Raw genomic sequence first — 21436 nt, forward strand, 5'->3', positions numbered from 1 at the left:
GCCGTTGGTTTTCGGGATGCGGTTCTACCTGACGGAAAAATAGAGGACCGGTCGATCCGAAAGAGTGGCAGCGGGAAGCCATTTCTCGCTGTCGAAAAAGCTGCGCGTGAGCTTCAGTCCCGGCAATTGTTCCGTTGCCAGCAAAATCAGGTTCAGCCGATGCGGCGCAGACGGCTCCGGCTTTAGGGAGACCGAAATACCGAAATGCACTGCCTGATAGGGTTGCAGCCTGCGTGCCGGCTCAAGCATGCTGGCAAGGTCGGCCCAGCGGGTCTGCTCGATGATCATCGCCAACGCGTCCTCAAGCTTCGTCAGAATAACGGCACCATCAGGTGTCTGCGGCGCAACAACTTTCATCCTGATAGAGCGAACCTCGTCGGACGCCTCGCCTCTGATGTCGAGAAAAAGCGATGCCCGTTCCGACGCATTCGCCGTGTCCCCGACCACAAGATCGGCCATGCATTCGAAATTGCGGATCTTCACCGGGCTTGCGTGCCAGCCTTGCGGGTTGGAAAAGCCCGCCGCGGTAAAGCGGTCGCAGAGGTCCTTGCCGGACAGAACGAAGTCGCGGGCAAAGGATGCCCTGTCGCCGCCTTGCTCGAATTTCAGCAGATGCGGCGGTAGATTGAGTTTTTGGGCGGTAACCTTTTGCCGCTTCACGGGCTTCATCCGGGCTGGCTGCTCGGCGGAGCGTGTGGCAGGCACAAGGTTGAGATAGCTCAGCAGGCTTTTGAGATGTTTCTTGTCATTGGCAAGCAGCACCGTTGCCAATATGGCAAGACAAACTGCCAGCACCGCAAACAGCAGCGCGCCAGGCCTTACTCTTTTTTGCAGGCTTGCGTCCATCGGGGAACCCTAATGGCTGCCGGGGGAGGGGCGTCAACCGGTTTGTGATATGGCTTTCGGGCTGTCGGTAACCCGGTGAATATACTGCGAGCTGAAGGTCATTAAAAATATTCTGTATTCCACCGCCGGATTTTCCGGCGGCGCAACGTTATTCGGAGGAATTTTTGAACGAGTCCTGCTCGTCCGCGCTGCTTTCGTCGTCGGCGACAGGAATGGCGTAGGAACCGTTCAGCCAGCGGGCGAGATCGAGCGAGCGGCAGCGATCCGAACAGAACGGATAGTCTTCCCGTGTCGAGGGCCGCCCGCACTCCGGACATGGCTTCGTTTTCCGAAGCGGCGTGACATTTCCCGAACCTTCAGGAGATGATTTTGTCATGGTCTATCCTTCGAGCCAGCCCGACGTCACCTCGAATCCTTCACCGGAAAGAAGCGACATGGTCTCATACAGCGGCAGGCCGACGACATTGGTGTAGGAGCCGGTCAGTTTCTGCACGAATGAGCCGGCAATGCCCTGGATACCATAGGCCCCGGCTTTGCCGCGCCATTGCCCGGAGGCGATATAGGCGTCGATCTCGCGCGTGGTAAGGCGTTTGAAACGCACCTTGGTTTCCACAACCTTCTGACGGATTTTGCCGCCGGGCGTCACAAGGCAGATGCCGGTATAAACCCAATGGCTGCGCCCCGAGAGAAGATGCAGCGCTGCGGAAGCCTCCTCGGTATATTCCGCCTTGCCGACAATGCGGCGACCCACGGCCACCACGGTGTCGGAGCCGAGAACATAGGCGTCTTTCCACGTCTGCTCGCTCTTCAGCGCCGCATGCGCAGCCTCGGCCTTCTGTAACGACAGGCGACGGCACAGCGTGCGCGGATGCTCAAGCTTTACGGGCGTTTCGTCGATATCCATCGGCATCAGACGTGCCGGCTCGATGCCGATCTGGTGCAACAGTTCCAGACGCCGCGGCGAACCGGATGCCAGAACGAGCTTTTGTTTTGAGTTGGTCATTGCGCTGCCCAGGCTTCCGAATGCCGAAAACGGATTACTTGAAGCGATAGGTGATGCGGCCCTTGCTCAGGTCGTAAGGCGTCATTTCGACCAGCACCTTGTCGCCCGCCAGAACGCGGATACGGTTCTTGCGCATGCGGCCCGCCGTGTGGGCGATGATTTCGTGTTCGTTCTCAAGCTTCACGCGGAATGTTGCGTTCGGCAGCAATTCGGTTACGATGCCCGGGAATTCGAGGACTTCTTCTTTTGTCATGTAAGGGTTTTCTTCCTGTTGATAGTGCCGGACCTGTCGTGTCCGGGAAAATTGCGCGGAAACTACACAATCCCGGCACATTTGTGAACCTCTAAAGCATCACGGCGAAAATCGGAACCGATTTTCGCCAGGTGAGAGGTGCGGATCGAATAAATGCCTGTCCTGTGCGGCGTTTGAAGTGTCTGGTCCGATCGAAACGGACACTCAACCTCAGTCTTTTGAAAGCGTATCCGCCGCCGGCTGCGGCCTACCTGGCAGGCGTTCGGTAATCAGTCTGGCAAGATGGTCCCGCACCTCGCGATAGGCATCCAGAATCTGGTCCCGCGTGCCGGTGATGACGGTTGGGTCCATGGTTGGCCAATAGACAACGTCGAGCGAGTTCGAGCGTGTCAGTTCAAGTGCTGCGTGATGAGCTTCGGGTGTCAATGTAATGATCAGATCGAAAAAATCATCCTCGATCTCGTCCAATGTGCGCGGTTTGTGTTTGCCGAGCGAAAATCCCTGTTCTTCCAGCACCGCATCCACAAAGGGGTCACGCTCGCCCGCACGCACGCCGGCCGACTGGATGTAGATGCCGGGCGCCACCAGTCGTTTGGCGATGACCTCGGCCATGGGAGAACGGATGGAGTTCATACCGCACATGAAGAGGACCGATTTGGGAGCCTGTCCCCCATTTGGAGCCGTGGCGGGATCTCTCATCTCTAACCCCGCCAATAAAGCACACAGACAAGGGTGAAGAGACGGCGCGCAGTATCGAAATCGATTTTGATCTTGCCGGAAAGCCGGTCCATCAAAGTCTGCGAGCCGTCATTGTGAATGCCCCGCCTGCCCATGTCGATCGCCTCGATCTGGCTTGGAGTGGAGGAGCGTATCGCCTCGTAATAGCTTTCGCAGATCAGGAAATAATCCTTGATGATGCGGCGAAACGGCGTCAGCGACAGGATATGGGTCGAGACATCCTTCTCGTCTTCGGTCTTGATCGAGAAAACCAGCTTGGCATCGACCAGCGATATGTGCAGCCGGTATGGACCGCCCTCATGGCCGAATGGTTCGAACGTGTTTTCCTCTATCAGATCGAAAATGGCGACGGCGCGTTCATGCTCCACGTCCGGCGTGGACCGGCCGATGCTATCGTCCAGAACCACATCGCAGAGCCGGAAATCGCCTGAAGCCATCTCTTAACTTTCCGGGTTGAGGCGAATGGAGACGGAGCGCGCATGCGCGTCCAGCCCCTCCGAACGGGCAAGGGTGATCGCCGCCGGCGCAAGCTGCCGCAGCTGCTCAGGCCCGAGACGCAGGATCGAGGTACGTTTGACGAAATCCAGCACTGAAAGACCGGAAGAGAAGCGCGCTGAGCGCGCCGTCGGCAAAACGTGGTTGGAGCCGCCGACATAATCGCCGATCACCTCAGGCGTATGGCGCCCGACGAAGATCGCGCCGGCATTGCGGATATGCGCCATCAGCGCATCCGGATCGTCAACGGCAAGCTCCAGATGCTCGGCCGCAATGCGGTTGGCCAAGGGAATGGCATCGTTGAGCTTTTCGACGAGAATGATCGCACCGAAATCCGCCCAGCTCGCCGCTGCCGTCTCGGCGCGCGACAGCCGCTTCAGCTGCCGTTCCACCGCCGCCTCCACCGCCTTGCCGAGTTCCGCATTGTCGGTGATGAGAATGGACTGCGCGCCACGGTCATGCTCCGCCTGCGCGAGAAGATCGGCGGCCAGCCAGTCCGGATCGTTGTCCTTGTCGGCAATGACAAGCACTTCGGAAGGCCCGGCGATCATGTCGATGCCGACAGTTCCGAAGACATGCCGTTTCGCGGCCGCCACATAGGCATTGCCGGGGCCGACAATCTTGGCGACAGGCGTGATTGTTTCCGTGCCGTAGGCGAGTGCAGCCACGGCCTGTGCGCCGCCAATGCGGTAGATTTCCTCAACACCTGCGATGCGCGCGGCGGCAAGAACGGCGGGGTTTATCACGCCGCCATTCGCCGGCACGACCATGACGATACGCTCTACACCGGCAACCTTGGCGGGGACAGCATTCATAAGGACGGAGCTTGGATAGCTCGCGGTGCCGCCGGGCACATAAAGGCCGACAGCTTCGATCGCCGTCCAGCGTGAACCGAGGCCCACACCGATCTCGTCTTCGTAGATATCGTCCTTCGGCATCTGCCGCGCATGGTGTTTTTCAATGCGCCGGGCTGCGAGTTCGAGAGCTTCGATGACACTTCTGTCAACGGCTGCGACGGCCGCATCGATCTCTTCCGCTGTCACCCGCATCGAGACCTTCGAGAAATCGATGCCGTCGAATTTAATGGAGTAGTGGGCAAGGGCCGCATCGCCGCGATTGCGGACGTCATCGATGATGTCGCGAACGGTCGCGTTGACGTCTTCCGAAACTTCCCTCTTGGTTGTCAGGAAGGCAGCGAATTTCTGTTCGAAATCAGCCGATGCCCGCTCCAGCCAGATTGCCACGCCATTACCCTCTCATTTTCCTCGCGGCGATCCCGCGAGGTGCACGAACTCACCGCAGAAAAATGCGGCTCTGGTATGTGGCATAAATCGAAACAGTGACGAAAGGCAACCGTTGCAATGGCGTGGAGAGCTTATTCGCTATCGGGATGATGCGGTTTGGCGGCAGTTTCCCAGGCGCCGCTCACATCCGTCAGCTGCGCCTCGATGCATTCGACATCGAGTGCGATAGCGCCACCGCCCGAAAGCGTCAGTTCGACGGCGCCATCAGGACCTTCGCCGTTCTGCACGAAGCGGATTGCAAGGAGCGAAAGCACCTGTTCCTTATCAGCGCGATTGATGCCGTGCGAGCGGACGGCGGAGACCCGCTTCAGGAAAACCACGCTGCGGCATCGCTCCGGCGGCAGGTTCTTTTTATTCGCGCTTTCCCAGACGAAACGATTGGCGGAAAGTGTAAATTGGCCCTGCTTTGCCTCGAATGCAACGTCCTTCAGTTTGAAGACGCTGTCCTGCATGTGCGTCGAAATGACGGAGAGATCTTCAGTATCCAGCGCGAGCAATTTCAGGCCGCTCATCGTTTTCTTCCTTTTCCGCGGGGCCGCGCCCGCAATGTCTATTCCTTGTACAGGAAATAGGCAGTCGCGGCCCGCTCTGCAACGGGGAGAAAACGAATGAGCGGCGATGAAAGGATCAATCGCTGACGCGTTCGACCAGCGCACCGCAGCGGGTGAGCTTTTCTTCAAGCCGTTCGAAACCGCGATCGAGGTGGTAGACGCGCGAAACCATGGTCTCGCCTTCCGCCACCAGGCCCGCAATGACCAACGAGACCGAGGCGCGCAGATCGGTTGCCATGACAGGCGCACCCTTCAGGCGGGTAACGCCTTCGATACGGGCCATCTGCCCGGAGAGCGAAATCTTCGCGCCGAGACGGGCCAGTTCCTGCACATGCATGAAGCGGTTTTCGAAGATGGTTTCGGTAATGTGGGATACACCCTGCGACCGGGTCATCAGCGCCATGAACTGCGCCTGAAGGTCGGTAGGGAAGCCGGGGAAGGGTTCGGTGACGATATCGACCGGCTGAATGCCGTTGCCGTTGCGCACGACGCGCAGACCGGTCTCCGTGTCGCTGATCGACACTCCGGCAAGCCGCAGCGTGTCCAGCGCATTGTCGAGCAGCGATGCACGCGTGCCTTCCAGCACCACATCACCGCCAGCCATGGCAACGGCCATGGCATAGGTGCCTGTCTCGATACGGTCAGGCAGCACCCGGTGGCGTGCGCCGGAAAGCGATGTGACGCCCTCGATGGTGATGGTGGAGGTGCCAGCGCCTTCGATCTTCGCGCCCATCGCAATCAGGCAGTGCGCTAGATCGACGACTTCCGGTTCGCGGGCGGCGTTGTGAATGACGGTGGTGCCTCTTGCAAGGCTCGCGGCCATCAGCATCACATGCGTCGCGCCGACGGAGACTTTCGGGAAGGTATAAACAGCGCCGATAAGGCCGCCCTTCGGAGCGCTGGCGTTGATATAGCCGCCATCGATCTCCATCGTTGCGCCAAGCGCCTGCAGGCCCTCGATGAACAGGTCCACCGGACGTGTGCCGATGGCACAGCCGCCGGGCAGTGAAACGCGCGCACGGCCTTCACGGGCCAGAAGCGGGCCGATGACCCAGAAGCTGGCGCGCATCTTGGAAACCAGCTCGTAAGGTGCGGTGGTGTCGACAATGGTGCGGCAGGTGAAGTGGACCGTGCGGGAATAGGCTTCGCCCTGGCTTTCGCGACGACCATTGACCGAAATATCGACGCCATGATTGCCGAGAATACGGATGAGCTGCTCGACGTCCGCCAGATGCGGCACGTTTTCGAGCGTTAGCGTGTCGCTGGTCAGAAGCGAAGCGATCATCAACGGCAAGGCGGCGTTTTTCGCGCCGGAGATGGGAATGATGCCGTTGAGCTTGTTACCACCCGTAATTCTGATGCGATCCATGCGTCCCTACGGGCCTGTGCCCGCCTTTCTTAATCATGCCTTGCGGAAATGCGCGTCCTTAGACGAGTTTCCGCGGCGTTTCAAATGATGCTGGTGAATTCTCTATGAGGATGATTCGTCCGTTTTTGCGGCAGGCAGGCCAATCGTCTCATCCGCATCGCCGGCCCGGCGCGCGCGAACCTGCTGTTTGCGCTTCTGCAGGTTTTCACGCAGCTTCTTCGCTGCCCGCGCCTTGCGCTCCGCCTCGCGTTGCCGCGCCTTCTCGCCGGGACCTGCCTGCGCGTTGCCGCTTGCCGCAAGGGCAACGGGGTCTTCTGAAGCGTTCACGGAAACCGCCGCCTTTGCCTGTTTGTCATGATGTTCGTTCATAAATTCAGCAATATCCGAAAAATACGTTTTTCAACAGGGGGAACGCTTTTTTGCCCCGCTTGTTGAAGAATATCGTTTTGCGACTTGCGCTCGTCAAAAACCTATGGCAATAGGCCGCCACGCTTGATGCTGAAGCAAACGCTTCGGCACCGGATGCTGCTATAGCTCAGGGGTAGAGCACTCCCTTGGTAAGGGAGAGGCCGAGAGTTCAAATCTCTCTAGCAGCACCATTTTCCCCAATAAAATCAGAAATTTACGCAACGTGCCGGTGGGTCTTGTCCACGATGTCGGCTTGCTTTTTCGCAGCATTCTGCACTGGTCTCGGTAAATGTGAAAACCGCGCCTCTTGCGAAGCGCGGTTTCCATTTCCGAATATTCTGTTGCTGCCAGAGCGGGACGAAACCGCCCGTAGCCAACGGGCGCCGCTTACTGGCGGAATAGCGACAGGATATTCTCGGAGCTGGTATTGGCGATGGAGAGCGACTGGATTGCCAGCTGCTGCTGTGTCTGCAGAGCCTTCAGCTTGGTGGACTCTTCGTTCATGTCTGCGTCGACGAGGCGGCCGACGCCCTTGTCGATGGAGTCTGTGAGCTTGTTGACGAAATCTTCCTGAAGATCGAGGCGCATCTTGATGGAGCCGAGATCGGCGCTCGCGCTGATCAGCGATTCCAGCTTGGTGTTAACGAACTGGATCATGTTGTCGAGGCCGTCATTGTCCGTCAGCGGCTGGCCCTTGGCGTCCAGCAAACCGCTGAGATCCTTGGTGATGTCGAGATCGATCAGCGAGTAGCCGAGCTTCTGTGCCATCTGGGAATCTGCGGCGGCGGTTTCGAGGTAAATATTGTTATTGGACGAACCGCCGGTTCCGATTGCCGTTACAGTGGTGCCTGCAGGCGTCGGCGCGGTATTGTTGGCTTTTACGTAGAGGGCTTCACCCGCTGCGTTTTCGCCGATCTTGAAGTAGGTGCCGTTGTTTCGTGCGGTTGTCGCCGCAGCAACGGTTACGAGGCCGGTTACTGCGTCTGGAGCAGAAACTGTGGTCGTCGTCCCTGAGGGGAAACCCAGAAGCTGGGATTGCGTGAACACCTTTGCGGTAGAGGGCGTGTTTGTGGCAACACCTGCGGGTGTGGTCGTGGTAATCTCGAAATTGCGCAGGGAGCCTGTATCGGAATAATACGCGGCGCTATCGAGGATACCGTTTTTCGCCGCACCGGTCGAGGTATCGAAAAGGGCAGTCTTGTTGTCGACCTGAACGTTGATCGTCTTGACTGCAACATTGCCCGCGCCGTCACGGATGAAGGAGCCGACGATCTGCTTCGTTATCGGGGTGAGGTTGCCGGATGCATCGCTGATCTTGCCCTTAAGCCAGTTTTCGCCGGAGAAGGAGGCGGATTCGCCGATGCTTTTCAGCTGGTCCTGTAGCTGACGGATTTCTTCCTGGATCTTTGCCTTGTCGACGCCGGCCTCGCGGGCGGCAACCAGCTTCTTGCTGATTTCCTTGACGACATCGACAGTGGTTTCCATGGCGGAATAGGCTGTATCGACCTTTGCGGCGCCGAGGCCGAGGGCGTCCTGAACAGCGGAAAGAGCACCGTTATCCGAACGCATGGTGGTCGCGATAGACCAGTAGGCGGCGTTGTCGGAGGCGGTTTTGACGCGCAGGCCGGAGGAGACACGCGACTGCGTTTCTTCCATGTCGCTGCCGATTGCGCGGAGGGTCTGAAGGGCGGCCATTGCCGCGACGTTCGTCAAAATGCTGGTCATAATTATTTGCCCCTTGATTGGCTTAAATGAAAAGGGACATTCCGGATTGCCGCCGGTAACGATCGCGCGGCTTGATGCCTGTTAACCTCTTTTTCGTCTTGGTTAACCAATCGTTTCGATGGCTAGGTTTTAGGGCCCGAATGGTTAACAAAGCCTAAACTGTCGTTAATAAAAATTAGGAAATAATAATTTCTCTTAACCATGACGGAAAAAGCCGCACCCTTTCGGATGCGGCTCGATTTTTTGGCGATGTCTTTTCCGATTAACGGAAGAGCGACAGGATGCTCTGCGAGTCGTTGTTGGCGATTGACAGGGCCTGAACAGCAAGCTGCTGCTGGGTCTGAAGAGCCTTCAGCTTGGTGGATTCTTCGTTCATTTCAGCGTCGACGAGACGGCCGATGCCCTTGTCGAGCGAGTCGGTCAGCTTGTTGACGAAGTTTTCCTGCAGTTCGATGCGCATCTTGACCGAGCCGAGGTCGGCAGCGGCGGACGTCATGCTCTGGAGCTGCTTGTCAACGAAGGAAACCATGGCGTCGAGGTACTGGTTTTCCGAGACTGCCGAGCCGTCGCTGTTCTTGAACGTGCCGGTCAGGTCCTTGGTGATGTCCAGAGACGTCAGGGAGTAGGTGAGCTGCGTTGCGAGCTGGGCGGTTGCGCCTTCTTCGAGGTAGATCTTGGTGGTGCCGTCGAGGCCAACGGCAATGTTGGTCTTGGTTGCCGGCGAGGTCGGCGCAGTCGTGTTGATTTTCACATACTGGTCGTTGCCAAGATTGAAGTAGGTGCCGTTGACGTCGGGGGCTGTCGCATCGGCGTTAGCGATCGTGACGATACCCGTTGCAGCAGCGGTGGTGAAGGTGACGGGGGTGCCGGCAGTTGCTTCCTTCAGACCCTTCAGCTGGGCTTCAGTGTAAACCTTGGCTGCTGCAACCTTGGTCACCGGCTGGGCAGCGCCTACGCCGTCCGAGTCATTGGTGATTTCGAACAGCTTGTAGCTGCCCGTGGAAGAAAAATAGGCGTAGGAGTCGAGGACGCCCTGCTTGTCCTTTGCAGCGCCCGAAGACGTGTCGAAAAGCACCGTGTTGCGGCTCAGGTCAACGTTGACGGTCTTTACGGACACGTTGCCGGCAGCGTCGCGGATGAAGGAGCCAACGATCTGCTTGGTGACGTTCTTCAGTTCGCCAGCACCGTTGCTGACGGTTGCCTGCAGCCAGTTTTCACCGGAGAAAGACGAGGAGCTGGAGATCGACTTCAGCTGATCCTGCAGCTGGGTGATTTCTTCCTGGATCTTGGACTTGTCGACACCGGGTTCGCGGGCGGCAACCAGCTTGTTCTTGATTTCCTTGACGACGTCGATGGACGATTCCATACCCGAATAGGCAGTGTCGACCTTTGCGGCGCCGAGGCCGAGCGCGTCCTGAACAGCAGAAAGAGCGCCGTTGTCGGAACGCATGGTGGTCGCGATCGACCAGTAAGCGGCGTTATCGGAAGCTTCGCCGACGCGCTGGCCGGAAGACACGCGGTCCTGCGTCGTTTCCATGTTCTGGCCGATGGAGCGCAGGGTCTGGAGTGCAGACATAGCTGCTACGTTAGTGAGAATGCTCGTCATAGTAAATTTGCCCCTTGAATGGCTGATTAAAGAAGGGACATTCCGGTCTCACCGGGAACAGCGCACAGCATCATGCCTGCTAACCTGCTGATTTTTAATGGTTAGCTCGCTGTTTCGATGGCTCTAGCTAACCTCCATATGGTTAATGAAGAGCTAAGGGTCGCAAAAAAATGCACACGCTGAGATTTTATTATGCAATCTTCGCGCGCATGCGCGCGTAGCCTGAAATGTTTAAAAAAATAATAAAGCCGCACCCGTTTCCGGATGCGGCTTTGATAAAAGGGCAATACGCTTGGGTCAGCCTCCGTCACGTTTGCCTGTTTCACGCAATTGCAAGACGGTCAGCCTCCGCTTGCGATCCTGCGTGTAGTGTCATTCAGGCCAGCGGCTATCCGCTTGTCCATGCCCAAAATCTGACAGCCGGTGCTTTCCAATTCCCTAATTTCAGGGCGCTCCCGGCGCTTCGCTCAAATCGTGGTAAATGCTTTCAAAGCAAGGATGGTAAACGAAATCTTCCCGTTTGCGGAGCACTCCACAAATGCAAAACCGCGCCCTTTCGGGCGCGGCTCGACTTTTGTAATTTTCGGTCCGATTAACGGAAGAGCGACAGGATGTTCTGCGAGTCGCTGTTGGCGATCGACAGAGCCTGGATTGCCAGCTGCTGCTGCGTCTGCAGAGCCTTGAGGCGGGTCGACTCTTCGTTCATGTCGGCGTCAACCAGACGGCCGATACCCTTTTCCATCGTTGCCGTCAGCTTGGAGACGAAGTCACCCTGCATCGAGATGCGGTTGGAGACCGCGCCCAGATCGGCAGCAGCGCTGTTGAGGGTTTCAAGCTGCTTGTCAACGTGGGTGATGAGCTTGTCGAGGATGTCGTTGTCCGTTGCAGCGGCAGTGCCGAGCATGGTGGCACCAGCGCCCTTGTAGATGCTCAGGTCGGAAATATCGAGGTTCGAAACCGACTGCTTAACGCCGTCTGCGACAGCTGCCTTGTCGAGGATGCCCGTACCCTTGCCGTCTGTTACAGCGCCGGTATCGAACAGAACGTTCGAGCCGCTGAGCTGCAGATCGACGCGCTGAACCTTGACGGCGCCAGCGGAGTCACGGGTGAAGGAAGCAACAACCTGCTTCTTCAGGTTGGCAATAGCCGCATCGTCAGTACCGACAGCAAATGCTGCGCCGTCGTTGGATGCTTTCGTCTTCAGCCAGTTTTCACCGTTGAAGGTCGCGGAGTCGGCGATCGACGTCAGCTGCTTCTGGAGCTGGCCGATTTCCTTCTGGATCTTCTTCTTGTCGGCAGTCGGGTCCTGGGCAAGGATCAGCTTGTCCTTGATTTCCTGAACGACCTTGATCGTCGCTTCCATGCCGGAGTACGCGGTGTCGACCTTGGCTGCGCCGATGCCGAGTGCGTCAGAAACGGTGGAGAGCGCCGAAGCGTCCGAACGCATCGTGGTCGCGATGGACCAGTAAGCGGCGTTGTCGGAGGCGGAGCCTACCTTCAGGCCGGTCGAGATACGACCCTGCGTGGTCTCCATGTTGTTGCCGATCGAACGCAGCGTCTGGAGAGCAGCCATAGAGGAGGCGTTGGTGAGAATGCTTGCCATAGTATTTTGTCCCTTGTTTTTACGAGATACTGGAGTTGGGGACATTCCGGACTTTGTATTACCGGTCACAACGTTTCGGCTTCATGCCACTCGGTTCCGAATTACTTGCCTTTGGAAACCAAACCCGCTGTGTGTAGGGAGAATTTGGCAGCAAAGAATTGCCCAATTGTTAATTTGAGCATTAAGAAGTACTAGAAAATACTTATGGTTACTGCGAAGTATATTTAATTGGTAAGTTTTTAATTTAAAATTATAGTTATCCGACCCCTAGCAAAAACGGTAACCAAAGGGTTAAAACGCAAAAACCCCGCAGCCGTGGGGCTGCGGGGTTAACAAACAGGATTAACGAAGATTATTTCGGCACAATTGCCGTCAGTTGAACGATCTCACAAGGCTGCCGACCAGCAGGTTCCAGCCGTCGATCAGCACGAAAAAAAGGATCTTGAACGGCAGGGAAATCGAGGTGGGTGGCAGCATCATCATGCCCATGGCCATGGTGATGGTGGCGACGATGAGATCGATGACCAGAAACGGCAGGATGATCAGGAAACCGATCTCGAAACCGCGCCGGATTTCCGAAAGCATGAAGGCCGGAACGAGCACGCGGTAGTCGACAACATTGTCGGTCATCACGACCTGTCCGCGCTCGCGGGCGATATCGACGAACAGCTTCAGATCCTTGTCGCGCGTATTGGCGTTCATGAAGGTGCGGAAGGGTTCGGCGATGCGCCCAATGGCCTGCTGTTCGTTGATCTGGTTTTGCAACAACGGCTGCACGCCGTCTGTCCAGGCTTTATCGAAGGTCGGCGACATGACGTAGAAGGTCATGAACATCGCCATCGACAAGAGGATCATGTTCGACGGGGTCGAGGCAAGCCCCATGCCGGAGCGCAGGATGGAGAAGGCGATCACGAAGCGCGGAAAGCTTGTGACCATGATCAGGATGCCCGGCGCGACTGACAAGACCGTCAAAAGGCCGAAGGTGCGAATGATCCATGCGGCGACGGATCCGTCTATCTGTGTATTGAACAGATCGGTCGGAAATTGCTGGGCGTTGGCAAGGCCCGGCAAAGCCAGAAGAACAGCGATGGTAACAAGAAATCGAATCATTCGATGACAAAGGTCCGGAACATGACCTTGGATACGCGCCCTTGAGAGCGCAGGTCAACTCGTTCCTGAATGTCATCCTTAAGATATTGAAAGCCGCGCGGCCCTTCCAGCTGCTGAAGGGAAACGGTGCGGACGTAGGCCATGATATCCTGATGGATATCCTCCGCGAGATTGACCTCGACCGGACCCTTGAACATCAGCGCCACTTCAAGCCGCACCCAGTTCGTGGAGGGGTATGCAAGGTTGGTGGTGATGGGATCGAGCTGGACGATACCGTTCGCCTCTGCCGGGATTTTATCGATGCCCTCGCCCTTCTTCTCGCCATGTTCGCCGGCGGCAGCCGGGGCATGCGCCTCGGCGCCGGCGATCTTCGGGGCGACCATGCCGCCCACGAACCAGCCGCCGCCCGCACCCAGCAGGGTGAGGATTGCAACGCCAGCGATGGTCATGACCATCGGCGAGGATTTTTTCTTGCCCTCAGTCTGTTCGTTTTCCATGGGTCAGTCCCGCTTTCGCATGTCGGCGTCAGAGCGGCGAGAACAGGTCGACGACCTGCTGACCGACCGGGGGTTGCTGCACTTCCGTCAGGCGGCCGCGGCCACCGTAGGAGATGCGCGCCTCGGCGATGCGCTCGTAGGAGATCATGTTCTGCGCATCGACATCCTGCGGCCTGACGATACCGCCGACGTTGAGGATGCGGATTTCGTGATTCACGCGCACTTCCTGCGAACCGCTGATGATGAGGTTGCCGTTTTCGAGAATGCCGGTCACCACGGCCGCCACCATCAGCGTCAGCTTTTCGGAACGCTTGGTCTTGCCCTTGGCCTGGGTGTCTGTATCGGAGCCGTATTTGATGTTGGAATCTGCCTCCGGCGTCCAACCTAAGATTTCCGCCTTTGCCTTCCAGTTCAGGCCGCTGGAATTGGTGCGGTTGCGCTCGGTTTCGTTGTCGAAATCGGCCTTGTCGTTGATCTGGATGTTGACGGTCAGGATGTCGCCGATGTTAAGCGCACGTAGATCCTTGAACAGCGCACCCTGGCTGTCGCTCCACAACGAATAGCCGCTCGCCATGTGCTTTGGCTGCTTCGGATACATGCCCATCTGCGGCGTCTGGCTGAATTGCAGGCCGCTGCCGATCGGGCTCATCGCGGGAGCGTTGCCGATTTCCTTCAGGGTCTGGTTGTTCTGGCAGCCGGCAAGCAGGGCAAGCGGCAGGAGGAGGGCCGGAAGACGCGGGGTCATGAAGGATCCTTCGAAGTGTTTTTGTCGATTGCCTGCGACATGATGCCGGCGACGATTGCGGCTTTCTGAGCATCCATTTCACTGAGGATGAGGCCCGATTGACGTGGCGGAAGCTGCATGATGATGGCAGCCGCGATTTCCACATGCATCTTCTCGAGCTGCGGTGCTGCGGCATCCGCCTTCATCGTCTTGTAGATATCGACCAGATTGCTTTTCGCCTGCTCGAGGAAATGATTGCGGCGTGCCAGCCAGTCCTCATATTCCGCCTTGCGGTCCTGCAACGCGGAAATGCGCTCGTTGACGTCAGCCTGAAGCTTTTCCAGCTCCTGCTTCTGCATGAGATAGCGCTGGTCGCGGGCCGCATCGGCAATATTGGTGCAGAATTTCTGGATTTCATCCTGCGTGCTGAGTTCGGACACCACGTTCTGCTGGCTTTCGGCGCCGGCGGCGGGCAACAGGAAAAGCAGCGAGGCAACGGCCGTGCACCGGGCAAAGCCACTCCTGAAAGCAGTTTTCTTCTGAAGTTCCATCATTGCAGCACGAGCTCCGCCTGAAGGGCGCCGGCGGATTTGATGCCTTGCAGAATGGCGATGATGCCGTCCGCCTTGAGCCCGATGCTGTTGAGACCGGCAACCAGCGTGCGAAGGTCAGGGCCTTCGACGATGGCGACCTTGCTGCCTTCCTGCAGTGCCATGATATCCGTCTGCGGTTGCACCGCCGTCTCGCCGCGCGAGAAGGGCGCCGGCTGGATGACCTGCGGCGATTCCGTCACCTGCACGGTCAGCGTTCCATAGCTCACCGCCACGCGGGAAATACGCACATCCGCGCCGATGACGATCGTGCCCGTGCGCTCGTTGATCACGACTTTCGCCGGCGTATCCGTCTGGACCGTCAGGTTTTCGATTTCCGCCATCAACCGCGTCAGGTCGGCGGTGCGGGGCTTCTGCACCGAGATTTCCTGCGAATCGCGCGGTTCGGCGATGCCATCGCCGTAACGGGCGCGGGCAAAGGCGTTAACGACATCGGCGACGCGCACCGCGGTCGAAAAATCGGGATTGCGCAGCTGAAGGACCAGATTGACCGAATCCTTGAATTTCGACGGCAGTTCCCGCTCGATGATCGCGCCGTTCGGCACGCGCGCCGAGGTCGTCACGCCCTGCGTCAATGTCGCTGCATCGCCCTGTGCCGAAAAGCCGTTGACGATCAGTGCTCCCTGCGCGACCGCATAGATCTGCCCGTCTGCACCGGAAAGCGATGTCATGATGAGGTTGCCGCCGCGAAGCGAGGAGGCGTCGCCGAGTGAGCTGACCGTCACGTCTACACGGCTGCCGGGGCTGGCGAATGGCGGCAGGTTGGCCGTCACCATCACGGCGGCGATGTTCTTGGCGTTGGACTGGCCGCCCTGCGTGGTGATGCCGAGGTTCTGTAGCATGGCGCGCATGGACTGTTCGGTGAAGGGTGAAGAGCGCAGGCTGTCGCCGGTGCCCTGTAGGCCCACGACGAGACCATATCCGATCAGCTGGTTGTCGCGTCCGGCCTGCAGGGATGCGATATCCTTGATACGGGACGTGTCTGCCTGGGCGGGCGGCGTCGAGAGGAAGGGCAGGGCCGAAATGACCAGAGCCGCACAGAGGATACGAAGCACTTTCATTTCGCCATAACCTGAATGGTTCCGTCCTTCATGACGGTACCGCTGACCATCACGCCGGAATCGATGTTGCGTACCCTTACGACCTCGCCGAGCGAGCCGTCGCTCATGGGCGTTCCGGACGCCATCAGCGTCATGTTGCCGATGTGGAAAACGAGTTTGACGCTCGTGCCGCGCACCACAAGTGACGGTTCACGAAGCGCTGCAATGGGGATTGTGCGGCCGGGAAGCAATGTCTGCTTGGAGATCATGCCTTCCACTTCGCTGATATCGCTCGCGTAACCAGCGGAAATGTTGGGGTTGGTCACTTCCACCGGCTTCACCTGTTCGGGCGTGATCGTCTCGCCCGGATAGATCGTGCGAGTAGGAACCAGCGCCGTCGGTGCCTGTGCAAAAGCGGGAGCCATGGCACCCAGTGAAAAGGCAGACGCAAGGCACATACGGACGAGTGCCGTTCTGCGGCTGCTATGTTTCCGGCCAAACCTCATGTCCGCCTGCCTTTCCGTTCTTACTTCAGGTTCTTGCTGACAATCGAAGCCATTTCGTCAGCGGTGGTGATGACCTTGGAATTCATCTCGTAGGCGCGCTGCGCCGTGATGAGGTCGGTGATTTCCTTGACGGCATCGACGTTCGAGCCTTCGAGGTAGGATTGCTTGATGTAGCCGTAGCTCGGATCGTCAGGCACGCCGATAACGGCGGCGCCGGAGGCCGGCGTCTGGGAAAAGAGGTTGTCGCCGAGCGGCTTCAGGCCCGCCTCGTTGGCAAAGTTGGCGATGGTCAACTGGCCGAGTTCAGTGAAATCCGCAGCGTTGCCGATGCGGGCGGTCACCTGACCCGTGCGGGTGATGGTGATGTCCTGCGCGTCGGTTGGGATATTGATGTTCGGGATGACATTGTAGCCATCAACCGTCACGAGGTTGCCGTCAGCATTCTTGTTGAAGGCGCCGGCGCGGCTGTAGAGCGTCGAACCGTCGGCCGCCTCGATCTGAAACCAGCCCTGGCCGATGATTGCCACGTCGAGCTTGTTGCCGGTTTCGATCAGGTTGCCCTGGGTGTGGATGTTGCGCACCGCGGAAGTCTGCACGCCGAGGCCGATATTGGCTCCCTCAGGCACAATAGCCTGGTTGGCACGGTTCGGCACACCCTGCATGCGTTCGGTCTGGTACAGAAGATCGGTAAACTCTGCACGCGCGCGCTTGTAGCCGGTGGTGTTGATGTTGGCGATGTTGTTGGCAATGACTTCCAGATTGGTCTGCTGGGCGTCCATACCGGTGGCAGCGATGGCAAGAGCTCTCATGTCATTTTTCCTGCGGGGCTAGAGCATTTCCAGTAAAGGCGCGGAGCGGTTCTGCGTCCGGAAAGTGCTTAAAAACAAAGGCCTAGAGCGCGGCCAACGATTGGCGTCAAACCGGACGCGCTCTAGATCTGCATCTTGGTAATGTCGAGATAGGCCGACACGATCTTGTCGCGGAACGCGATGGCCGTTTGCAGGGACTGCTCGGCCGAAAGCACGGCATCGACCACTTCGCGTGTGTTTGCCTTGCCCTGAATACCTTCGAAGGAGGCCACTTCCGCCTTCTTCAGGTTGTTCATCGCATCCGTCGACATATTGCCGAGAACGCTTGCGAAGCTTGCGCTCGTCTGCTGGGCGGGCGTCGTCTGCTGGCTGCCGAAAATGCTGTCGGTCAGCGAAGAGACGTTGCTCGTGCCACGCGTGAGCGAGAGGGAACCGAGTTGTTTGATGCCGTCGATCATTGCGATGCTTTCAGAAGGTCGATGGTGGAGGCGACGAGGTCGCGTGTCTGGCGGATGACCTGGAGGTTGGCGTCGTAGCTGCGGTTGGCTTCGCGCATATCCGCCATTTCGATCAGAACGTTGACGTTCGGCATCTTGACCATGCCGCTGGTGTCGGCGGCCGGATTGCCGGGGTCGTATTCATGGACGAAATCGCCGCGGTCGACGCCAAGCTTCTTTACCGTCACGCGCTGCACGCCGCTTACGCGGTCAAGCTCGGAGCCGAATGTCACGGTCTTGCGGCGATAGGGGTCGGCGCCAGGCGTGTCGCCGGTCGATCTTGCGTTGGCAATGTTTTCCGAAACGATACGCAGTCGGGTGGACTGCACTTCCAGGCCGCTGCCCGCGATCTTGCTCGCCGCACTCAAGGGATCCATGGTTTACCTCTTTACCGTCATCAGCATCATGCGATGGAAGGATTTGACGAGACTGGCGTTCAGGTCGTATTGCCGCTTGATCTCGCCGGTCTTGGTCATTTCCTCGGCAAGCGCGACCGAATTGCCGGACTCCTGCATGCCGATCTCGTTATTGATCGGGTTGTCGCGCACCGCGATATTTTCGCTAAGCTCGCTAGCACCGAAATGGGCGGGATGGGTCTTCGCCATGCCAACCTGCTGGCTGGTGGCCTGCATGACCGCTTCGAAAGGACTGACATCCTTGGCGTGAAACTTGGGTGTGTTGGCGTTGGCGATGTTGGTCGCCACGACTTCCTGCCGCACGCTCAGCCATTCCGCTTGGCGGGAGGCCAGATCGAACAGTTGAATCGGTTGCATAGACTTCTCCATCTCGTATGGCCCGAACCTACGGTGCTAATCTTGCGTCAGACTTGCGGTGAGGGGCGCAGGTGCGGAAGCACTGGAGAATCTGATCCCGAAGGCGATTGCGGAAACAAAAATGGCGCGCCGGCAAATGCGGCACGCCTTGGGATCGAATAGTGGATTGCGAAGACGTCTCCGTCCTGCCGGACTGGATCCGGCGACGGCAGCAGACTTCAGCAGAGTGCCGGTCTGACTACTTCTCGGGATGATAGGTTTTCCCGGAAGAGGTCTCTATCATCCACTCGCCGTCGCGCTGCTCGATTTTGGTCAGGCGCGCATTGTCGGGCAATGTGGAGCCCACCCGTACCATATACATGCCCGATCCGTCCTCGATGAGGGCGCGGCCGTTGGAGACATGCAGCAGGCGGAAGGAGGTCTGGCCGGGGAAGGGCTGGTCTTCAAGCCCTGCGGCGAGATTGTTCTGCTTTTCCTTACCCTTTTCGCTGACCGTCGCCGTCGTCAGCATGTCCGGCAATTCGCCGGGCGCTGGCGCGTCTTCCTTGTTGCGATTGGTCATGGCAAGGGGCGAAACGCTGAAGACTTCACGCGGACCGGTATGGGGCAAGTCGCGCGTGCGGTCGCCGTCTGCCACTCTCATTCCAAACTTGTCCTCGTTGAAGAACACGTACCAGGGGAAAAATGCGGCTGCGGCGGCAAGTCCTATTCCCGTCCACGCCAGAATACGGTCGGGCGTGAAGAAGGGAGGCTGCGGCTGTACGTTCTCGAGGTCGCTATCGTCGATCTTGTCGATCTGTTTCTTTTTCACGGGTCAGCCTCTCATTCTCGGGTTTACCTGTGGCTGATTATTTTGCACTCCACCGCGCAACGCGGTCGCCAGATCGGCGTAGGCGTCCTGCGCCGCCGGTTCATTCGGAAGCTGTTTCAGCGTTTCATAGATGATCGGAACCTGTTTCACCGCCATGTCGAGATCGGGATCGGTGCCGGGTCGATAACCGCCGATGAGGCGCAGGTCCCGCGTTTCCTCAAAGCGGTGCACCAGCGCTTTCAGACGCGACACCAGCTTTTCCTGATCCGGTGTCCATGCCTTCTTGGCGAGACGCGAGATCGAGGCCAGAGGATTGATCGGAGGATAGCGGCCTTCTTCTGCAAGGCTGCGATCCAGCACGATGTGGCCGTCGAGAATACCGCGGGTCGAATCGGCAATCGGATCGTTGTGGTTGTCGCCGTCCACCAGAATGGAGACGATGGCGGTGATGGTACCGCTGCCTTCGGCGCCGGGTCCCGCCCGCTCCAGAAGGCGCGGCAATTCGGTGAAGACCGAGGCCGGATAGCCGCGTGCCACCGGCGGTTCACCCGAAGCGACCGCCACTTCGCGGATCGCATGGGCAAAACGGGTCACGCTGTCGATGATAAGAAGGACGTTGTCGCCCCTGTCACGGAAATATTCGGCAATGGTGACGGCCGAAAGCGGCGCCATCTTGCGCAGCATCGGGCTTTCGTCGCTGGTCGCGACAACGGCGACGGACTTGCCCATATTCTCGCCCATCGTATCTTCGATGAACTCGCGCACTTCGCGACCGCGCTCGCCGACAAGCCCGATGACGACCTTGTCGAAGGCATCGGCCTTGGCAAGCATCGATAGCAGCGTGGATTTGCCCACGCCTGAGCCCGCAAAAATGCCGAGACGCTGGCCAAGGCAGAGAGGCGAGAAAATATCGATTGCCCGGACACCCGTCTTGAAAGGCGTCTCCACCCGCTTGCGCGTCATCGACGGCGGTGCATTGCTGGAAATCGGACGGCGCTCCGTGCCTGATGCAAGCGGACCCTTGCCATCGATGGGTTCGCCAAGCGCATTGATGGTCCGGCCGCACCAGCTGTCGTCAGGCGCAACGCGGAAGGCACCCTTGCGGATGACGGTGTCGTGAATGCCAATCGGCTCGCCCGGTTCGATGGGGCAGACGTAGCAGATATCGGGTTCCACGCGCACGACTTCGCCGAGATGGATACCGGTCGCGCTGCGATGGGCGACGAACTCGCCCAGCCTCACATGCCGCGACAGGCCGGAAACCGTGTAGTGTCCGGCGGCGATGGTGCGGACATGGCCGCCCGGCGCCACCGAAAACTCCGGATCGGCATAGTGCCCGGCAAGGCTGGCGAGCTGGGCGAGCTTCGGTGAAATCGCCTCGACCGTGAGTGTGGATTCCGGCATTGTCATCGCTCAGTTCCTTAACGTGCGCCGCCAAGCGTCTTGATGGCATCGCCGAAAGTGGATTCGGTATCGCGCATCAGCGACGAAATGCTCTCGAAGGCCCGGTTGACCTGGATGAGCTGCGTCATCTGGGAAATGCCGTTGACGTTCGACTGCTCGAGATAACCCTGAACGACGCCGACCTCGTGATTGTTGACGACCGGCGTCGGCGGGGCCACGGGCTTCACGCCGCTATTGGGATGGCGCAGGAAGCCTTTCGAGAAATCCGCCTGGAAGATACCGAGCGTGGCGACGATGTTGTCGTTCTGCCTGATCGCACCATCGAGACTGACGGTGATCGGGCCACCATTCGCATTGAGCTGGATCGGACCGCCGCCGGCGTCGAGAACCGGATAACCGCTTGAGGAGATGAGCGCGCCGTCCGGACGCATGGTGAAACGCCCGTCGCGGCTCAGGATCTGGCCGTCTGGCGTGTCCATCGCGAACCAGGCATCGCCCTTGATGGCGAAATCGAAACTATTGCCAGTCTGTTCGAAGGCGCCCTGACGGGTGGAGAGATAGTCGTTACCCTGCGATACGAACGCCACCTTGGCATTCATGTCATTGTGGTTCTTGGCGACCATTTCGTCGAATTTCACTTCGGAACCGCGGAAACCCACCGTGTTCGCATTCGCCATATTGTCGGAAATGGTGGTGAGACGACGCTCCAGCGCAATCTGCGAGGAAAGGGCGACGTATAGTCCGGATTGCATA

Annotated in this window: 26 protein-coding genes and 1 tRNA gene; 1 reads left to right on the forward strand and 26 read right to left on the reverse strand. The window is 58.5% G+C overall.

The annotated features are described in order from the left end of the window. Window positions 1–24: 24 nt before the first annotated feature. The 10 genes from QE432_RS15530 to QE432_RS15575 form a co-directional block, all read right to left on the reverse strand. Window positions 25–846, reverse strand: a complete 822-nt coding sequence (locus tag QE432_RS15530; protein ID WP_306624871.1) for a DUF6030 family protein — start codon at window positions 844–846, stop codon at window positions 25–27. Between the two features lie 148 nt (window positions 847–994). Then, the gene (gene yacG / locus QE432_RS15535) at window positions 995–1222 is read right to left on the reverse strand and encodes a DNA gyrase inhibitor YacG (protein ID WP_003515047.1); all 228 of its coding nucleotides are present in this window, start codon (window positions 1220–1222) and stop codon (window positions 995–997) included. Between the two features lie 3 nt (window positions 1223–1225). Further along, on the reverse strand, window positions 1226–1849 hold the full coding sequence (locus QE432_RS15540) for a Maf-like protein (protein ID WP_003515050.1): 624 nt from the start codon (window positions 1847–1849) through the stop codon (window positions 1226–1228). A gap of 34 nt (window positions 1850–1883) precedes the next feature. Further along, window positions 1884–2102, reverse strand: coding sequence for a translation initiation factor IF-1 (infA, locus tag QE432_RS15545; protein WP_003493814.1), 219 nt, complete (start codon window positions 2100–2102; stop codon window positions 1884–1886). A gap of 210 nt (window positions 2103–2312) precedes the next feature. Further along, a complete protein-coding gene (locus QE432_RS15550; protein ID WP_065688347.1) occupies window positions 2313–2801 on the reverse strand; it encodes an arsenate-mycothiol transferase ArsC in 489 nt (162 codons plus the stop codon). 2 nt (window positions 2802–2803) lie between these two features. Next, complete coding sequence (locus tag QE432_RS15555) at window positions 2804–3277, reverse strand: UPF0262 family protein (RefSeq protein ID WP_003515052.1); 474 nt, start codon at window positions 3275–3277, stop codon at window positions 2804–2806. A 3-nt stretch (window positions 3278–3280) separates the two neighbouring features. Beyond that, window positions 3281–4579, reverse strand: a complete 1299-nt coding sequence (gene hisD, locus QE432_RS15560) for a histidinol dehydrogenase (protein WP_306624874.1) — start codon at window positions 4577–4579, stop codon at window positions 3281–3283. A gap of 131 nt (window positions 4580–4710) precedes the next feature. Then, on the reverse strand, window positions 4711–5151 hold the full coding sequence (locus QE432_RS15565) for a DUF2948 family protein (RefSeq protein ID WP_080799414.1): 441 nt from the start codon (window positions 5149–5151) through the stop codon (window positions 4711–4713). 115 nt (window positions 5152–5266) lie between these two features. Continuing rightward, a complete protein-coding gene (gene murA, locus QE432_RS15570) occupies window positions 5267–6559 on the reverse strand; it encodes a UDP-N-acetylglucosamine 1-carboxyvinyltransferase (protein WP_013635466.1) in 1293 nt (430 codons plus the stop codon). Window positions 6560–6661: 102 nt separating this feature from the next. After that, window positions 6662–6928 carry a hypothetical protein gene (locus tag QE432_RS15575; RefSeq protein ID WP_013635467.1) on the reverse strand — a complete coding sequence of 89 codons (267 nt, stop codon included), beginning with the start codon at window positions 6926–6928 and terminating at the stop codon, window positions 6662–6664. Window positions 6929–7083: 155 nt separating this feature from the next. Here QE432_RS15575 and QE432_RS15580 point away from each other — a divergent pair. Further along, a tRNA-Thr gene (locus QE432_RS15580) sits at window positions 7084–7158 on the forward strand. 196 nt (window positions 7159–7354) lie between these two features. Here QE432_RS15580 and QE432_RS15585 read toward each other — a convergent pair. The 16 genes from QE432_RS15585 to flgF all read right to left on the reverse strand — a co-directional run bounded on the left by QE432_RS15585 (window position 7355) and on the right by flgF (window position 21435). Further along, window positions 7355–8692, reverse strand: a complete 1338-nt coding sequence (locus QE432_RS15585) for a flagellin N-terminal helical domain-containing protein (protein ID WP_111795001.1) — start codon at window positions 8690–8692, stop codon at window positions 7355–7357. A gap of 262 nt (window positions 8693–8954) precedes the next feature. Continuing rightward, entirely contained in the window at window positions 8955–10298 is a 1344-nt protein-coding gene (locus QE432_RS15590) for a flagellin N-terminal helical domain-containing protein (RefSeq protein ID WP_026330633.1), read from the reverse strand. Window positions 10299–10890: 592 nt separating this feature from the next. Then, window positions 10891–11901 (reverse strand): flagellin N-terminal helical domain-containing protein, encoded by a 1011-nt coding sequence (locus QE432_RS15595; protein ID WP_306624876.1) that lies wholly within the window; start codon window positions 11899–11901, stop codon window positions 10891–10893. Window positions 11902–12273: 372 nt separating this feature from the next. Further along, window positions 12274–13011: a flagellar type III secretion system pore protein FliP gene (fliP, locus tag QE432_RS15600; RefSeq protein ID WP_003515060.1), complete on the reverse strand. Its 738-nt coding sequence runs from the start codon at window positions 13009–13011 to the stop codon at window positions 12274–12276. Then, entirely contained in the window at window positions 13008–13508 is a 501-nt protein-coding gene (locus QE432_RS15605; protein ID WP_013635471.1) for a flagellar basal body-associated FliL family protein, read from the reverse strand. Before QE432_RS15605 ends, fliP begins: the two co-directional genes overlap by 4 nt. Before the next feature lie 28 nt (window positions 13509–13536). Next, window positions 13537–14253 (reverse strand): flagellar basal body L-ring protein FlgH, encoded by a 717-nt coding sequence (gene flgH / locus QE432_RS15610; RefSeq protein WP_003515062.1) that lies wholly within the window; start codon window positions 14251–14253, stop codon window positions 13537–13539. Further along, window positions 14250–14786, reverse strand: coding sequence for a MotE family protein (locus tag QE432_RS15615; protein WP_306624879.1), 537 nt, complete (start codon window positions 14784–14786; stop codon window positions 14250–14252). Before QE432_RS15615 ends, flgH begins: the two co-directional genes overlap by 4 nt. Next, window positions 14783–15904 carry a flagellar basal body P-ring protein FlgI gene (locus QE432_RS15620; RefSeq protein ID WP_013635473.1) on the reverse strand — a complete coding sequence of 374 codons (1122 nt, stop codon included), beginning with the start codon at window positions 15902–15904 and terminating at the stop codon, window positions 14783–14785. Before QE432_RS15620 ends, QE432_RS15615 begins: the two co-directional genes overlap by 4 nt. Beyond that, window positions 15901–16389, reverse strand: a complete 489-nt coding sequence (gene flgA / locus QE432_RS15625) for a flagellar basal body P-ring formation chaperone FlgA (protein WP_306624881.1) — start codon at window positions 16387–16389, stop codon at window positions 15901–15903. The genes QE432_RS15620 and flgA overlap by 4 nt, the downstream gene beginning before the upstream one ends. A gap of 20 nt (window positions 16390–16409) precedes the next feature. Next, complete coding sequence (gene flgG / locus QE432_RS15630) at window positions 16410–17198, reverse strand: flagellar basal-body rod protein FlgG (RefSeq protein ID WP_003515079.1); 789 nt, start codon at window positions 17196–17198, stop codon at window positions 16410–16412. A 122-nt stretch (window positions 17199–17320) separates the two neighbouring features. After that, window positions 17321–17656, reverse strand: a complete 336-nt coding sequence (locus QE432_RS15635) for a flagellar hook-basal body complex protein FliE (protein ID WP_306624883.1) — start codon at window positions 17654–17656, stop codon at window positions 17321–17323. Next, window positions 17653–18072 carry a flagellar basal body rod protein FlgC gene (flgC, locus tag QE432_RS15640; protein WP_003515081.1) on the reverse strand — a complete coding sequence of 140 codons (420 nt, stop codon included), beginning with the start codon at window positions 18070–18072 and terminating at the stop codon, window positions 17653–17655. Before flgC ends, QE432_RS15635 begins: the two co-directional genes overlap by 4 nt. Window positions 18073–18075: 3 nt before the next feature. Then, a complete protein-coding gene (gene flgB / locus QE432_RS15645) occupies window positions 18076–18468 on the reverse strand; it encodes a flagellar basal body rod protein FlgB (protein WP_003515082.1) in 393 nt (130 codons plus the stop codon). 238 nt (window positions 18469–18706) lie between these two features. After that, window positions 18707–19279 carry a hypothetical protein gene (locus QE432_RS15650; protein ID WP_013635475.1) on the reverse strand — a complete coding sequence of 191 codons (573 nt, stop codon included), beginning with the start codon at window positions 19277–19279 and terminating at the stop codon, window positions 18707–18709. A 3-nt stretch (window positions 19280–19282) separates the two neighbouring features. Further along, the gene (gene fliI / locus QE432_RS15655; protein WP_003515084.1) at window positions 19283–20689 is read right to left on the reverse strand and encodes a flagellar protein export ATPase FliI; all 1407 of its coding nucleotides are present in this window, start codon (window positions 20687–20689) and stop codon (window positions 19283–19285) included. 11 nt (window positions 20690–20700) lie between these two features. Next, on the reverse strand, window positions 20701–21435 hold the full coding sequence (gene flgF, locus QE432_RS15660) for a flagellar basal-body rod protein FlgF (RefSeq protein ID WP_003515085.1): 735 nt from the start codon (window positions 21433–21435) through the stop codon (window positions 20701–20703). Window position 21436 lies beyond the last annotated feature (1 nt).

The sequence above is a fragment of the Agrobacterium sp. SORGH_AS_0745 genome, assembly GCF_030818995.1.
GTDB lineage: Bacteria > Pseudomonadota > Alphaproteobacteria > Rhizobiales > Rhizobiaceae > Agrobacterium > Agrobacterium tumefaciens.

Coding starts and splice junctions, on each gene's coding strand:
- QE432_RS15530 (WP_306624871.1), bottom strand. CDS start 846: ATGGACGCAAGCCTGCAAAAAAGAGTAAGGCCTGGCGCGCTGCTGTTT.
- yacG (WP_003515047.1), bottom strand. CDS start 1,222: ATGACAAAATCATCTCCTGAAGGTTCGGGAAATGTCACGCCGCTTCGG.
- QE432_RS15540 (WP_003515050.1), bottom strand. CDS start 1,849: ATGACCAACTCAAAACAAAAGCTCGTTCTGGCATCCGGTTCGCCGCGG.
- infA (WP_003493814.1), bottom strand. CDS start 2,102: ATGACAAAAGAAGAAGTCCTCGAATTCCCGGGCATCGTAACCGAATTG.
- QE432_RS15550 (WP_065688347.1), bottom strand. CDS start 2,801: ATGAGAGATCCCGCCACGGCTCCAAATGGGGGACAGGCTCCCAAATCG.
- QE432_RS15555 (WP_003515052.1), bottom strand. CDS start 3,277: ATGGCTTCAGGCGATTTCCGGCTCTGCGATGTGGTTCTGGACGATAGC.
- QE432_RS15565 (WP_080799414.1), bottom strand. CDS start 5,151: ATGAGCGGCCTGAAATTGCTCGCGCTGGATACTGAAGATCTCTCCGTC.
- murA (WP_013635466.1), bottom strand. CDS start 6,559: ATGGATCGCATCAGAATTACGGGTGGTAACAAGCTCAACGGCATCATT.
- QE432_RS15575 (WP_013635467.1), bottom strand. CDS start 6,928: ATGAACGAACATCATGACAAACAGGCAAAGGCGGCGGTTTCCGTGAAC.
- QE432_RS15585 (WP_111795001.1), bottom strand. CDS start 8,692: ATGACCAGCATTTTGACGAACGTCGCGGCAATGGCCGCCCTTCAGACC.
- QE432_RS15590 (WP_026330633.1), bottom strand. CDS start 10,298: ATGACGAGCATTCTCACTAACGTAGCAGCTATGTCTGCACTCCAGACC.
- QE432_RS15595 (WP_306624876.1), bottom strand. CDS start 11,901: ATGGCAAGCATTCTCACCAACGCCTCCTCTATGGCTGCTCTCCAGACG.
- fliP (WP_003515060.1), bottom strand. CDS start 13,011: ATGATTCGATTTCTTGTTACCATCGCTGTTCTTCTGGCTTTGCCGGGC.
- QE432_RS15605 (WP_013635471.1), bottom strand. CDS start 13,508: ATGGAAAACGAACAGACTGAGGGCAAGAAAAAATCCTCGCCGATGGTC.
- flgH (WP_003515062.1), bottom strand. CDS start 14,253: ATGACCCCGCGTCTTCCGGCCCTCCTCCTGCCGCTTGCCCTGCTTGCC.
- QE432_RS15615 (WP_306624879.1), bottom strand. CDS start 14,786: ATGATGGAACTTCAGAAGAAAACTGCTTTCAGGAGTGGCTTTGCCCGG.
- QE432_RS15620 (WP_013635473.1), bottom strand. CDS start 15,904: ATGAAAGTGCTTCGTATCCTCTGTGCGGCTCTGGTCATTTCGGCCCTG.
- flgA (WP_306624881.1), bottom strand. CDS start 16,389: ATGAGGTTTGGCCGGAAACATAGCAGCCGCAGAACGGCACTCGTCCGT.
- flgG (WP_003515079.1), bottom strand. CDS start 17,198: ATGAGAGCTCTTGCCATCGCTGCCACCGGTATGGACGCCCAGCAGACC.
- QE432_RS15635 (WP_306624883.1), bottom strand. CDS start 17,656: ATGATCGACGGCATCAAACAACTCGGTTCCCTCTCGCTCACGCGTGGC.
- flgC (WP_003515081.1), bottom strand. CDS start 18,072: ATGGATCCCTTGAGTGCGGCGAGCAAGATCGCGGGCAGCGGCCTGGAA.
- flgB (WP_003515082.1), bottom strand. CDS start 18,468: ATGCAACCGATTCAACTGTTCGATCTGGCCTCCCGCCAAGCGGAATGG.
- fliI (WP_003515084.1), bottom strand. CDS start 20,689: ATGACAATGCCGGAATCCACACTCACGGTCGAGGCGATTTCACCGAAG.
- flgF (WP_003515085.1), bottom strand. CDS start 21,435: ATGCAATCCGGACTATACGTCGCCCTTTCCTCGCAGATTGCGCTGGAG.